The following is a 14,023-nucleotide window of genomic DNA, read 5'->3' as shown; positions in this document are numbered from 1 at the left end:
GGGGAACCGGAGGGGGGGGGCAGGTGAACTTGGTCCCGCGACCCCCTTCTCCGGTTTTGTGGTGGGGTTTGGGGTTGGTGGGCCTCCCCCCCCCCCCCCCCCCCCCCCACGACCACGTGGCCTGCGCCACGAGAGCTCTGGCTCCACTTCGGTACAGGCACTAGGCGAGCGCGGTCTGGCGGCTGCCGGATCCCGACCCGTCGAGGGCAAGCAATCCCGGCGAGCCCGGTCCGCCGAACGCCGGTCTCGCCCCATCCATCAGGCTGAACGCGACCTTCCCTCACTCAGTGCACCCCACACTTTTTGGCTACTCTGTAGTAGGAACCACACCCGGAAAGCGTTATCCCCGCCCGCAGAATATGTCGAAATAAGGTATTTGTCCGAATTCGCGGACACCAGAGAGTGCGTTCCAAGCCGAGATGTCCCACATTTCACTCGGTCGCAGTAGTCAGTCGGCGCGCGATGAGCCATTCAGACCAGCAAATCGCGTAGGGCATTCACCTGAGCTGATGCGGGCCCCGGCACTGTCACCGCTGTGGCCCAAGGGGTCCACCGCCCGTCGCGAGGCACCCAAGCCACCGGTTCTCCCCATCACGCCGGGGAGAACCGGCGGCGGAAGGTGCCGGGCACGAGAGCCGTTTCCGTTCGTTCGCGCAGGCCGGAGCCTTTTCAGCAACCGGTGAAAACGGCGGGATCGGCCCACCCGGAGTGGATTCCGCGGGCTGAATGGGCCGGCCGCCGTCCGCTCGCCGGGGTGCATATCGGATCCGGCGGCGCATATCGGATCGAGTAGGCCGGTCGTGTGACCTGGCGTCGGGCGCGTCCCGCGTCTCGTCGCTCTTTGACACGGCTGCCACCCGTGGGTACGCTCGCTTTCGCGAGTAGGCATTGACTGATGAAGGTCCGAAGGAATTCGAAATCGGGCCTCGGCGGCTCGGTGGGGGAACCTCGCAGAAAACTTATGTTGCTCAAGAATTCTCGTTCACTTAATTTAATATTCACTCTGGGGGCATTGTGGATAGCGGGCAAGTTCGAGCCATTTTAGTGGCGCGAAGAAAGCTGGTCGGCTGGAGCCAGGAAAAACTGGCCGAACAGTCCAACGTCAGTGTTCGCACCATTAGAAATCTGGAAACCGGCGCGATCAGGAATCCGCGCCGTTCGTCGGTCGACCTCCTTCTCGATGCGTTGCGTTCGGCGGCGCCTTCGCAGAATTCTGCACTTTTCTCGACCGAAAACAGCCATTCCGGCAACGCCGCCGGTTCGTTCTGTTCGGAGAACGACCAGCGGCCGGACTGCAGCGTGGTCCCGCACGGCGCGAAATGGGTCGGGCTGCGGCCGAAGCAGGACGTAACGGTGGGCCGGCGCGCCGATCTGCAGCACGTGGTGTCCACGATCCGGCGGGGCAAGACGCTGGTCCTGACCGGGTCCGTCGGGGTCGGGAAGACGCGGCTCGCGCTCGCCGCCGCCGCGCAGCTGATCGACCGGTTCCCCGACGGGGTGGCGGTCGCCGAGCTCGGTTCGCCCGGCCTGGCGAACATGGACGAGCGGGCCGCCGTCGCCGAGATCTGCCGGGCGCTGGACGCGCTGCTCCCGGCCGGTTCCGCCGCGGATCGCCACGAGACCGACGAAATGCGGATGCTCCTGGTGATCGACGACGCCGAGCGGGTGCTGGGCGCCGTGATGCCGGTGGTCCGGCAGCTGCTGGACCAGTACCCGGGCCTGCACGTCCTGATCACCTCGCTGCAGGCGCCGGCCTCGCTGCCCGCGGACGTCTGGGAGGTCGCGCCGCTCCCGGTGGAGCTGCCGCCTGGCACCGCGGGCTACCCCGCCGCGGCGGAGCTGTTCCGCCTGCGGGTCGCCTCCGCCCTGCCGACGCTGGATCTCAGCGAGAGCATGCCGAGCGTCGTGCAGCTCTGCCGGCGGCTGGGCGGGCTGCCGCTCGCCATCGAAATCGCCGCTTTCCGCATGCGTTCGGTGCCGTTGCGGATGATGCTGGCGGAAGGCCCGATCCTGCCGATCCTGGAGCAGAACTCGCTGGGCGGGCTTTCCCACCAGCGTTCCCTGCGTCAGGGAATGGCGTGGGCGTTCGGCCTGCTCGACAATCGGCAACGCGGGGTGTTGCTGCGCCTTTCGCAATTCACCGAGGCGTTTTCGATCGACGACGCGCTGGATTCAATCTCCGCGAACGGGAAACCGGACGTGGACGGGATCGGCGTGCTGGCCGGGCTGGTCGACGTTTCGGCGGTCCAGGTCCGGCGTGATCGCCAATACGTGTACGAAGTGCCCAAGTTGATGCGCGAATACGTCAACGCCGTTTCGGCCTGAGCCGGTCCGGCAACCGACCGGCAGCACCTTGCCGGTCGGTTGCCGGGCCGCGCGGGCCCGGAATCGGGAACCATCGGTCTGCCACGGTCGGCTGGAACGAGCCACAGGAGAGCAGGGGCGATGGCGCGCGTTGAAGACCCGGCGGCCCAGCGGCCGTCGCTGGGAAAAAATCGCGATTACCGGATCTGGTGGCTGGGCAGTGCGCTTTCGGCGCTGGGCACCAGTTTGTCGACAACGGCATTTCCGCTCCTGGTGCTCAGTTCGACCGGTTCGGCGCTGAAAGCCGGCAGCATCGGCGCGGCCAGCATGATCGGCGCCGTCGTGACGATGCTCGTCGGCGGCACCCTCGCCGACCGGGTCTCGCGCCGGGCGATCCTGCTGGTGTGCCCGCTGGTCCAGGCCGTCGCGCTGGGCGTGGTGGCCTTGCTGGTCTACACCGGAGACCCCGCCATCCTCGTCCTGGACGTCGCCGCGCTCGGCAGCGGGCTCGCGGCCGGGTTGCAGTACGCGGCCACGACTCCCGCCCTGCGCCGCATCGTCCCGCGCGACCAGATCGGCGAAGCGACCGCGCGCGGCCTCGGCAGCACGATGGCGGCCCGGCTGGTCGGGGCGCCGCTGAGCGGCCTGCTGTTCGGGCTCTTCCGGTGGGTCCCGTTCCTGGCCGACGCGGTTTCGTTCGTCATCGTGGCCGCGGCCACGGCCCTGATCCGCAAGCCACTGGGGCCCGACGCGGCGGAAGGCGCGCAGCGAGCGGACTTCATCGCCGAGCTCCGGGCCGGCTGGCGAGTGGTCCGGACGAATTCCTACCTGCGGCTGACCATCGTCTGGACCGCGCTGCTCAACGCGGTCACGCAGGGGTTCGTGCTGCTGCTCGTCGCGCTGGTGCTCTACCGGGGCGGTTCGCCGTCCGTCGTCGGTGTGGTCAACGCGATGGCGCTGGCCGGCGGTGTGCTCGGCGCGTTCGCCAGTTCCCTGCTGCTGCGGCGGTTCCGCGCGAAGCGGGTGCTGTTCGGCGCGCTGTGGGTGTTCGTCGTCGCGCTGGCGCCGATCGCGTGGCTGCCCGCGCCGTGGCAGATCGGCGCCTTCCTGCTGGTCGCGATGACCATGACGGTGCCGTTGAACTCGGTCCTCGAGGCGTACGAGGTCCGCATGGTCCCCGACTCCTACAGTGGCCGCGTGACCGCGGCGACCCGGCTGGGATCGCAGGCCCTGCAATGGGCCGGCCCGCTCGGCGCCGGTTTGCTCGCCGACGGTCTCGGCGCGCCGGGCGCCATCCTGGTGCTCACGGCCGTGATGGCCGCTCTTGCGATCTCGCTGGGTTTCTTCCGCTCGACCCTGGCCGTGCTCGACCAGTCCCTGGCCGACGTCAAGGAAATCGCGGTCCCGGGCGACGACACCGTCGAAGCGCTCACACCGCCGGCGGAGACCTCGCCGACGCGCTGATCCGCGGCTTTTCTCCTGGCGGTTTTCCCTGTCCTGCCCACTCATTCGGGTAACGGGGACACCGCGCGTAGCCCTTGTGGGGTCCGTGTAAGCTCCGGTCTCGCTTGACCGGGTGATCACTCACCCGAATCAGTGGCCGTTGTGGTCGGGGATTCGTGATCTCACGCGGTACTGCCGTCGCGGTTCGGGCTCGGATAGGAGATTTATGCAGGTCAGGTCAGCTTTCGTGCGAGGCGGGATCGCGGTGCTCGCCGCGGCCGCCGCAGTCATGGTCAGTGCCCCGTCGGCCCTCGCGGACGACGGCGCGGCGCGTGGCCGGGTCAGCGACAAGGGCACCTACGGCTACAAGGTCAACCTCGAAGGCGGCGGTGGCGCGACCACCGAGCTGTTCGGGTTCAAGCTGTCCGACGGCAGCGCCCTCAAGCTCTACTGCGTGCAGATCACGGTCCGCATGCGCAACGACGTCGACATGGTCGAGCGGCCGTGGAACAAGTACCCGGACGCCAAGTCGCCGTTCACCAAGAACAGCGACAAGATCAACTGGGTGCTGCACCACGGTTACCCGGGCGCCGACCTGGACGCGCTGGGCGGCACGCTGGCCAAGGCGGGCGCCAAGCTGCACGGCGGCCTGAGCGACCGCGAGGCCATCTCCGCGACGCAGGCCGCGGTCTGGCACTTCAGCGACGGCATCAACCTCGACCACGGCAACCCGCTCGGTGAAGGCGACGCCTCGGCGGCCGCCGACGTCGTCGCGCTGTACGACTACCTCACCGGCAGCGAGAACACCGGGATCGGCCAGCAGCCGAAGCCGACCCTGAACATCGCCTCGCCGAAGACCGACGGCGCCGCGGGCACCCGCATCGGCCCGTTCGACGTCGCCACCACCGGTGACGTCACCTCGCTCACCAGCGAGCTGCCCGAGGGTGTCAAGATCACCGACGCCAACGGCAAGGAGCAGAAGGCCACGGACGTCAAGGACGGCAGCAAGCTGTTCGTCGACGTCCCGAAGGACGCGAAGCCGGGCGAAGGCTCGTTCTCGCTGAAGGTCAGCGGGCACCTGGACACCGGGCGCCTGTTCGTCGCCGAGAACTACGCGAAGCAGCCGGCTCAGTCGCTGATCGTCGCCGACTCGGAGAAGACCGCGGTGACGGCCAAGGCCGCCGCCAAGTGGTCCGAGGCCGGCGCCGCGCCGAGCACCACCCCCGCGCCGACCACCCCGGCCGGCAACCAGGGCGGCGGTGGCGACCTCGCCAACACCGGTGTCGACGCGGCGGTTCCGTTCACCGTCGGCGGCCTGCTGCTGGGCGGCGGCGCGCTGATGCTGCTGCTGAACCGGCGTCGCAGCCGCGCGTAAGCAAGACTCTCGACGAACGGGGCCGGTCCACAGTGGACCGGCCCCGTTTTGGTACCCGACGATCGGATTGCGATCATCGGGGCAAAAGCGGCGAAACGCGCCCAGATTGGTCTAGACTTTTCCGCCGAGCGGCGAAGGGACCAGACCATGCGCGGCACCACCGTTCCGCCCGGCACCCCCTGCGCCCGGCCGCGGCCGGGGGAGCTGCCGATGCACCGGCTGGAGGTGCCGGCGCCGCACGCGCCGCCCATCGCTGTCGGGACCTTCGAAACCATCGGACCGCTGTCACGCGCGGAGTTCCCGCACCGGCACACCTTCCACGAGCTCGTGCACGTCACCGGCGGCACCGGCACGCACGTCGTCGACCTCGCGCGCTGGCCGCTGCGGCCGCCGCACTTCGGGGTCGTCGTGTCGGGGCAGGTCCACCAGTGGGCCGGGGTGCGCGGCCTGACCGGGCACGTCGTGGTGTTCACCGACGACTTCCTCCTCGACCACCCGGCCGACCGCGAACTGCTGCGGCGGCTGAGCGAACGGCCGTGGCTCGAGCTCGGCGACCGCGCCGACGCCGACGTCTCACGGCTGATCGCCGACCTCGAGGAGGAACAGCGCCACGGTGACGAGTCGGTGCTGCGGGCCCTGGTGCACGTCCTCCTCGCGCGCGTGGGACGGCTGGCCGGGGCGCCGCCGCCGACGCCGGCCGGGGCCGTGGCGACGGAGTTCGCCCGGCTCGCCGCCCGTCCCGACCTCGGCCTCTGGTCGGTGCGCGCGCACGCCGACCGCATCGGCGTCACCCCCGGCCACCTCACCGAGGCCGTGAAGACCGCGACCGGCCGCACCGCCGCGCAGCTGCTGCGCGAGGCGCGGACCCGGGAAGCCCAGCGGTTCCTGCTGCGGACGGACCTCACCGTGCGGCAGGTCGCGAGCCGCGTCGGGTTCGCCGACCCGGCCTACTTCTGCCGGTTCTTCCGCCGGGAGACCGGGCTGAGCCCGGGTGACTTCCGGCGCGGCGGGGATAAGCACCACGACTGACCGGTCCAGTCCATCGTCGCCGCCCGGCGCGCTGCCTACGTTCGAGGGGATTCCCGACGCCCCCACGAGGAGCAGGCATGGACGAAGAGAGCAAGCTCAGCCGCAAAACGGTGCTGAAGGCCGCGCTCGCCGCGGGTGTCGCCGCACCCGTCGCGCTGATCGGCGGCCCGGCGCTGGCGCGCACCACCGTCGCCGGCGGCAGCGCCCCGGAGCTGACCCCGGCGTGCCACGACGGCGACGAGCCCACGATCGAGCAGACCGAAGGCCCGTACTTCAAGCCGAACTCGCCGGAACGGACCAACCTCGTCACCCCCGGCACCCAGGGCACCCGGCTGACCGTGACGGGGTACGTCTTCGGGCGCGCCTGCCTGCCGGTGAACCGCGCGCTGCTGGACTTCTGGCAGGCGGACGTCAACGGCGCCTACGACAACACCGGCTACACCTTCCGCGGCCACCAGTACACCAACGCCCAGGGCGCGTTCACGCTGTCGACGATCGTCCCGGGCCTCTACCCGGGCCGCACGCGGCACATCCACGTCAAGGTGCAGGCGCCCGGCCGCCCGATCCTGACCACGCAGCTGTACTTCCCCAACGAGCCGCGCAACAACACCGACACGATCTTCGACGCGCGGCTGCTGATGACCGTGCGGGACAACGGCTCCGCGAAGGAGGCCGCCTTCGACTTCGTGCTGAACGTGCCGCAGACGCCCACCTCGACCCCGCCGACGTCGACGACGACCCCCACGACCGCCCCCACCACGTCCACCCCGCCGGGCGGCACCTCCTGGGCGGCGGGCACCACCTACGCGGCCGGCGCCCGGGTCACCTACGGCGGGCAGGGTTACGTCTGCCTGCAGGGGCACACCGCCCAGCCGGGCTGGGAGCCCCCGGCCGTCCCGGCGTTGTGGCGGGCGGGCTGACCCACCGGCGCGGCGGGTCCCGGTCCGCATCCGGGGCCCGCCCGGGCCGGTTCGCGGGGGAGATAGGGGTCGACGCGGGCGCCGCGGCCTGCCAGATTCGAGGGCATGACTGTTTCCCTCGAAGCCGCGGCGTGGATCCGGCGGTTCCACCCGGCGCCGTCGGCCGCGGCGCGGCTCGTGTGCTTCCCGCACGCGGGGGGATCGGCGAGCTACTTCCACCCGGTTTCGGCGATGCTGTCCCCCGCGGTGGAGGTGCTGGCCCTGCAGTACCCGGGCCGTCAGGACCGGCACACCGAAGCGCCGGTGGACGACCTGGTCGTGCTGGCCGACCGGCTGGCGGACGTGCTCGCCGCGGAGCTCACCGGGCCGGTCGCGTTCTTCGGCCACAGCATGGGCGCCAGCCTGGCCTTCGAGGTCGCGCGAAGGCTCGAAGCGCGGGGCACGCGGTTGTCCCACCTGTTCGTCTCCGGGCGCCGCGCCCCCACGGCGCCCCGCGACGAACGGGTCCACGAGCTGGACGACGCCGGGCTGCTCGCCGAGGTCGAGCGGCTCAGCGGCACCGCGACGCAGGTGCTGGAGGACGAGGAGCTTCGCCGGCTGGTGCTGCCCGCGCTCCGCGGTGACTACAAGGCCGCGGAGCTCTACCGCTACACCCCGGGCCCGGACGTGAGCTGCCCGGTCGTCGCGCTGATCGGCGACCGCGACCCGAAGGTCACCGAGGCGGAGGCCCAGCAGTGGGCGGCGCGCACGTCGGGTGGGTTCGAGCTGAAGACGTACCCGGGCGGGCACTTCTACCTCAACGAGCACGCGGCGGCGGTGACCCGGCTGATCGGCGACCGCCTCGCCCGCTGAGCAAGCGGGCGGGGGTGCGCCGCGATCCGGCGCACCCCCGCTCGTGTCAAGCGCTTCAGCAGTAGAGGTTGGCGCCGGGGTCGACACCGAGGATGGACGTGATCTGGCGGTACTTGTCCACGCGGCTCTGCACCTGGGCGGGGTTGCCGCCGTTGCACTCGATCGAGCCGTTGATGCTGCGGATCGTCTCGCCGAAGCCGCGGCCGTTGACCATCGCGTTGTGCGGGGTCATGGTGCCGGGGCCGCTCTGGGTGTTCCAGTACCAGAGGCCGGTCTTCCACGCGACGGCCGCGTTCTGCTCGACCTGCCAGGGGTTGCCGAGCAGGTCGATGCCCAGCGCGTCACCGGCGGCCTTGTAGTTGAAGTTCCAGCTCAGCTGGATCGGGCCACGGCCGTAGTAGGCGGCCTGGCCGGCCGGGCAGCCGTAGGACTGGCTCCAGTCGCAGTAGTGCGGGTAGTTCGCCGTGTTCTGCTCGACGATGTAGACCAGCCCGCCGGTCTCGTGGTTGACGTTCGCGAGGAACGCGGCGGCTTCCTGCTTCTTCACCGCGTCACTGCCGGTGTTCGCGAAGCCGGGGTAGGCCGAGAGCGCCGCGGTCAGGCCGCTGTAGGTGTAGAAGCCGTTGCGGCCGGGGAAGATCTGGTTGAACTGCGCTTCGCTGACGACGAAGGAGCCCGGGTTGCCGGGGTTCGTGCCGCCGCCGCAGTCGTAGGGCTCCCAGTACCAGGTGCTGATGACGGGGTCGTAGCCCGGGTTGGCGTTCTTCGCGCGGTAGTAACCACCGTTGGTGTACTTCACGACGGCGCCGACGTCGTACCACTGCCCGGCGACCCAGTTGGGCGCGTTGCAGGTGGTGCCGCCGCCCCCGCCGTCACAGCTGTAGGGCTCCCAGTACCAGGTGCTGATGATCGGGTCGTAACCCGGGTTGGCGTTCTTGGCGCGGTAGTAGCTGCCGTTGGTGTACTTGACGACCGCGCCCACGTCGTACCACTGCCCGGCAACCCAGTTCGGCCCGCTGCACGCGGCGGCGGCCGCCTGCGGGGCCTGGTCCGAGAACGCCGGAACACCGAGCACCAATGCGGCAGCGGCCGCGAAAGCGGACAGGACCGCGACAAGACGTCTTCTCAAGACTCGCTCACTCCTTCGGCCACGACAGAGTCCGGACGGGGGATGCGTCCGGTGTCGAAGATGTGTGCTCATCCGGCCGGGACGAACGTGACAGGGGTCACTAGAGCAGATTGGTCTAGTCCAGTCAAGAATCCGGGCGTTCCGGGCAACGGGTCTGCGCGATCGGCCACGGCGTTCCGGGAGAGCGGTGCGCGGGTCGGAAACCGGTGCTGGGTCGGGGGTTTGGGGCTCTGCGCGGGGGAGTCACGCGCGGGTGTCGCGGAGCCGCTGCTGCCCGAAGACCTGTCTCGTGGCTGTCCTGTCCTGGCGTGCTGACGCCCGGGCGCGGCGGGCGGAGTGCCGCCCTCCGCCGCGCGCCGGTACTCAACTTCTGACGCGGATCTTGTCTCCGAGTCGGTTCTTCAGTCGCGAGACCATCACAAGAACCGTCAGGCTGACCGTCATGGCGCCGGTCAGAGCCCCGAGGATTGCCGTGAGTAATAAATTTCCGAACACCCACACGGAGAGTGCGCATGCGCACAGGCAGAAGAAGAGGATCCCGATGTGCAAGCTCCAGGAGCAGTACCAGGGAGTAGGTGGTTCAGCGACCCTTGATCGCGTCAGCCAGAACCAAGCCGACCGGCGCAGCGGGTGAGTGAACCATCGGAGGACCTTCTGCGTCCGGGGCAGTTCGGCCGGATTCTGCCGTTGGACGAAAGCCGTGAACCACTTTCCCGCGGTTGCCAGCGCGGGCTGGTCCAGTGCATCGACAAGGCCGATGGCGCGATCGGCCAGGAGTTGCAGAGTCTCCTGACCCTCCGGGTCGGTTCGAAGCTTTCGAAGGAGCGCGGGAAGACTCAGGTTCGCCACCCGTTCGAGCCGGTCCTGCATCTGGAGAACGGTTCGGCCCTCTCGCTCCAGGACGACTGCCTGCGTCGTTTCGATCCAGTACTCGATTTCCGGCTCCGGCCACCCCAGGTCGCGTCCGATCACCCGGCCCAGGTGTGACACGGCGTCGAGCCGCCCCCAGGTCCAGTCCCAGCGTCGCCAGTTGTCGCGGCCGAAAGCTCCGAAATGAGCAGCTTGCGTGCCGTAGAGCTTTGCTCCTCCCAGTGCTTCGGACAGGATGCCGGGAGCCGGTCCGAGTACCGGTGCCGCCGTGTCCGGCCCGAGCCGGAGCACGTTGAAGGCAGCATGCCGCTGTGCCGGCAGCCTGGCGTGCAGCGCTTTGTTGATCACTTCGATGGCCAGCACGGTCTGGAGGAGCGCGGCCGCCGGGTCCCCGGCCCGGTCGTCGGGATCGGTGACGAGGAGTGGCGCGGCGATCGACACCGCGTCCCGCACCAGCCGTTCCAGGACGTCGGGTACGAAGAACCGGCGGAAGACATCGTTCACCGCGTGAGCCAGTTTTGTGTGGCTCTGGACTACTTCGCGCTCGAAGGCGAAGAACTCGGTCAAGATGCGTTCGCGCACCGCCGCGATGCGGCGGAGGCTCAGGTCGACGGCCGTGACCGCACTGACCAGCGGGCTGCCTTCCGGGGCGTCGATCAGCTGGTCGCGCAGTCGTTGCAGGATGAGGCGCACCGCGTTGTGAGCTGCGGAGAGTCCCCACTGCCACGGTCCGGACGGGGTGCGCTGCTCCAACGCCCTGACATCGGGGAGCCAGGTCGGGGTGGTCGCCAGGATCCCTTCGACGTCTTCGGACGAAAGCGCCGGATGGGCGCTCAGGGATTGCGGTGCGCTGAGCGAGTCGAAGGATCCGCGTCTGATGTCCGTGATCAGCCGTGCTTCCCTGATTCCGCCCGCTGCTCGTGCACGCCGGTAGGTGGAGACGATGTTCTCGGCCGCCGCAGTGTGCCGGCGTCGTTGCTCCGGGTCGTCCAGCAGCGTCGCGAACAGCTGATCGGCGTCGGACCAGACCGCTTCGCACTCGCGAAGCAGGACCTCCAGCTGCTCGATGTCGGCGCGGAAGTCGACTTCGCGGGGATACGAGAGCCCGGCGAGCGCGACCTCTCGCCAGTTCGGCCCGTCCGGAGCGATCTGAGGAGGTGGTTTGCGCCTGCCGTCGGACGGTACGACGTAGATCAACGTCCGCTGTGTGTCGCCGGTCAACGGTCTCGCCGCGATGGCCTCCAGGACCGGTCCGAACGGGGCGTTGTCGAGGATTCCGCCGTCGACCAGCCAGCGGCGGCATCCGTTCTCGCGTGGTGGCAGTTGTTGGGCCTTGTTCAACGCGTCGTTTTCCTGCACCGCCGGAAATGCCACCGGGAAGGAAGCGGAACCTCGGGTCGCGAGCTTCAGCGCCTCCGCATTGCCTTCGGCAAAGTCGTCCACCTCTACTTCGGAGAAGTAGGTACCGGCGTCGTGACCGGCCCACGTCGTCGGCGGGTCGTAGCGCAGCCGGTCGTTTCCCTTTTCGAACAGGTACATCCTTCGGTGGTCGGGGACGCTGACCTCCCCGCCGTAGCCGTCGGTGTAGTTCTGCTGGATCGGGTCCATTGCCGTCGCCGTTACGAAGAGCGAGACGGGGGCGCCGGGTGTCCCGGTGGACAGATCGTTGAGAGCCCCGTCGATCACGTCGGTGAAGTACTTGCCGCTGAGCAGTGCCGCTGGGCCGTGGTCTTTCGACAGCAGCGTGTCCGCGGTGAGAGATGCCTGGTCGACCCACATGCGGCTGAGCCAAGGCTGCTCGTCACCGGTGGGGTTCAAGCTCCCGCCACGGGCGATCGCGGTCGCGAGAAGAGTGCCGTTCAAGCCGCCCGCGCTCGTGCCGGCGATCACGTCGACGACGATTCTTCGCTTGGTACCGTCGGGCGGGTTGCACAGTTCTCGCCAGTACCGCATGATCGCGCCGTCCGGGTCGTCGAGCGCGCCCGCCGCCGCGGAAGCGCGTCGAAGCAGGTCGATTTCGTAGACGACACCTGCCATCCAAACGGCGAGACTGACTCCGCCGTTCAAGACCAGCGCGATTCGTTGCTCGATTTCTCCGTGATTCATTTTCGCCTCTCCCCGTCGGGTTTACAGGTAGAGGCGTCGGTCGGCTCGGGTTTGTTAGACTTTTCCGCGTAACGGCTGAGCTACTTTTCGGTCCGGGGTCGCAGGACTGCGTTGTCCCGTCGCGGCGCCCGGACCGGCGGGCGGGCGCGGCGGTGGTCCGCGCCGCTCGCCTGCTCCTCCGCGGCTCAGCGCGCCTGCGGGATCCGGATCCTCGCCGGCGCGACCTGCAGGATCCGCTGCAGGCGGGCGCGGCCCAGCCGGTGGAGCATCTCGCCGAGCTCCTCCGGGGCGATGCTCTCTTCGAGGTCGATCCGCGTCACCCGGACCACGCGGTCGATCTCCGCGACGGGGAGCCGCCCGGCGAACTCCCCGGCCAGCCACACCCCGACCTCGTTGACGACGTCGTCCGCCCGGTGGCTCCGTACGGTCATCGCTCTCCTCGTTTCGGTCGCCTTCTGCCAGGTCGAGGCCGGGAAATCCCGGCCCGACGCAGGTCCGACGAGCGAGCCCGCGAGCCATGACGGCGAAACGGCGAAGTTTGTGCCGAGAAGACTTTCCGTGGTCGGGCGGGTGAAATCCGTGACGACGTCCTGTCACTCACATGGGCTGTTCGCCGGCCGAAGTTGTCGGCCGATCGGGTGGAAAACGGGGGAACCTCGCCGAAGGCGCGTACGCGCCAGGACTCTGGAGACGTCCGGTAGTGCGGGTGTTCCCCGGCGGGGACGCGGAACGGAGACACGACCCATGGGCCGGTACGACCGGACCGACCTCGGCGCCTACAGCCTGGGGTTGCTCGACGCCGCCGAGGCGGCGCGGGTGGAGCGGCACCTCGCCGCGTGCCCGGACTGCCGCCAGGAGGTCCGGGAGTTCGAAGGCGTCCGCCGGCTGCTCGACCACCTGGCCGCGCCCAAGTCCACTTAGGACCGGCCCCGGACGGCTCAGCGGGAAGCCGCCGCCTTGATCGTCCGCAGCACCGGCGCCGTCTCCAGCGTCCGGATCGCCTCCAGCGCGCCGAGCCGCTGGGTCAGATAGCGGTGCAACGCCGCCGCGTCCGCGCACAGCGCGTGCGCCATCAGGTTGGCCGGTCCGGTGGTCGCCGCGACGATCGCCAGCTCCGGATGGGTCGCCAGCGTCCGCGCGACGTCGTCGAGGTGCGCCGGAGCCACCGACATCCACAGCAGCGCCTGCGTCGTGGCCCCCAGCCGGCCCGTGTCCACCTCGAGGTCGAAGAACACCGTCCCGCCGGCCCGCAACCCGTCCACCCGGCGCGCGACCGTCGCCGCCGACCAGCCGGTGGCCGTCGCCAGCTCGGCCAGCCCCGCGCGGCCGTCTCGCTGCAGCGCCGCCAGCAACGCGTCGTCGTCGCTGGTCAGCGGCTTGCCCTCGCCGGTGAACACCGGGGTCAACGCCGCCACCTGCGCCGCGGAGAGGGAGTTCGCGCGGCCCAGCCACGCCTGCGGGCCGCCGAAGTAGCGGTGCAGCAGCTGGTGCGCCGACACCGCCGTGACGCTCGTCGTGCGCGGGATGTCGCGCAGCAGCAGGGAATGGTCACTCGACGCCGGGGTGTGGACGTTCACGCAGATCTCGGTGCCGCCGGACATCAGCTTGATCCACGCCGTGTCCGCGCGGCGCGCGAGCGCCCGGGCGAGGTCCTGCGCGGTGTACGGGGTCGCGGTGAGCCGGACCAGCCATTCGGCCTGCCCCGCGCGCTGCGGATCGGGCAGGCCGACCACGCGAAGCGACGCTTCGGCGCGAAGACGGCGATAGCGCCGAGCCACCGTCTGCGTCGAGACGTCGAGAACCTCGCCGATCTTCGTGAACGGCGCCCGGCCGTCGACGTGCAGCGCGTGGATCAGCGCGCGGTCGACGTCGTCCAGCTCGGTCATATCCCTCATTCAAGCCAAGAACGTGGAAGAAATCAGCAACCGAAGCGCAAAAGCTGGAACCGGTGAGCGAACCGAAGCCACTCTCGGTGCCGACGAAAGGGGGCACCTC

General features: G+C 69.7%; 11 protein-coding genes. 7 read left to right on the top strand and 4 right to left on the bottom strand.

Translation table 11 applies throughout. From position 1 onward, the window contains the following. Positions 1–1,044 precede the first annotated feature (1,044 nt). The 6 genes from ACZ63J_RS45260 to ACZ63J_RS45235 all read left to right on the top strand — a co-directional run bounded on the left by ACZ63J_RS45260 (position 1,045) and on the right by ACZ63J_RS45235 (position 7,923). Positions 1,045–2,325 carry a helix-turn-helix domain-containing protein gene (locus tag ACZ63J_RS45260; protein WP_465407016.1) on the top strand — a complete coding sequence of 427 codons (1,281 nt, stop codon included), beginning with the start codon at positions 1,045–1,047 and terminating at the stop codon, positions 2,323–2,325. A gap of 120 nt (positions 2,326–2,445) precedes the next feature. Beyond that, positions 2,446–3,768, top strand: coding sequence for an MFS transporter (locus tag ACZ63J_RS45255; protein WP_465407018.1), 1,323 nt, complete (start codon positions 2,446–2,448; stop codon positions 3,766–3,768). 205 nt (positions 3,769–3,973) lie between these two features. Continuing rightward, positions 3,974–5,122, top strand: a complete 1,149-nt coding sequence (locus ACZ63J_RS45250) for a thioester domain-containing protein (protein WP_465407020.1) — start codon at positions 3,974–3,976, stop codon at positions 5,120–5,122. Positions 5,123–5,269: 147 nt separating this feature from the next. After that, on the top strand, positions 5,270–6,151 hold the full coding sequence (locus ACZ63J_RS45245) for a helix-turn-helix transcriptional regulator (protein ID WP_465407022.1): 882 nt from the start codon (positions 5,270–5,272) through the stop codon (positions 6,149–6,151). 77 nt (positions 6,152–6,228) lie between these two features. Next, a complete protein-coding gene (locus tag ACZ63J_RS45240) occupies positions 6,229–7,071 on the top strand; it encodes a dioxygenase family protein (protein WP_465407024.1) in 843 nt (280 codons plus the stop codon). 105 nt (positions 7,072–7,176) lie between these two features. Beyond that, positions 7,177–7,923, top strand: a complete 747-nt coding sequence (locus ACZ63J_RS45235) for a thioesterase II family protein (RefSeq protein ID WP_465407026.1) — start codon at positions 7,177–7,179, stop codon at positions 7,921–7,923. Positions 7,924–7,978: 55 nt separating this feature from the next. Here ACZ63J_RS45235 and ACZ63J_RS45230 read toward each other — a convergent pair whose 3' ends face one another. The 3 genes from ACZ63J_RS45230 to ACZ63J_RS45220 form a co-directional block, all read right to left on the bottom strand. Continuing rightward, on the bottom strand, positions 7,979–8,998 hold the full coding sequence (locus tag ACZ63J_RS45230) for a chitinase (RefSeq protein WP_465407073.1): 1,020 nt from the start codon (positions 8,996–8,998) through the stop codon (positions 7,979–7,981). 417 nt (positions 8,999–9,415) lie between these two features. Beyond that, entirely contained in the window at positions 9,416–12,028 is a 2,613-nt protein-coding gene (locus ACZ63J_RS45225; RefSeq protein ID WP_465407028.1) for a DUF3376 domain-containing protein, read from the bottom strand. 185 nt (positions 12,029–12,213) lie between these two features. Further along, positions 12,214–12,459, bottom strand: a complete 246-nt coding sequence (locus tag ACZ63J_RS45220) for a hypothetical protein (protein ID WP_465407030.1) — start codon at positions 12,457–12,459, stop codon at positions 12,214–12,216. A 313-nt stretch (positions 12,460–12,772) separates the two neighbouring features. Between ACZ63J_RS45220 and ACZ63J_RS45215 the strand changes: the two genes are divergently transcribed. After that, positions 12,773–12,949, top strand: coding sequence for a zf-HC2 domain-containing protein (locus tag ACZ63J_RS45215; RefSeq protein ID WP_465407032.1), 177 nt, complete (start codon positions 12,773–12,775; stop codon positions 12,947–12,949). A gap of 17 nt (positions 12,950–12,966) precedes the next feature. Here the strand turns inward: ACZ63J_RS45215 and ACZ63J_RS45210 are convergent, their stop codons facing one another. Further along, on the bottom strand, positions 12,967–13,914 hold the full coding sequence (locus ACZ63J_RS45210) for an Lrp/AsnC family transcriptional regulator (protein WP_465407034.1): 948 nt from the start codon (positions 13,912–13,914) through the stop codon (positions 12,967–12,969). Positions 13,915–14,023 lie beyond the last annotated feature (109 nt).

The sequence above is a fragment of the Amycolatopsis sp. NPDC104863 genome, from assembly GCF_055582965.1.
The sequence above is the reverse complement of the archived record's forward strand: the minus strand, read 5'-3'. Positions and strand labels throughout refer to the sequence as shown.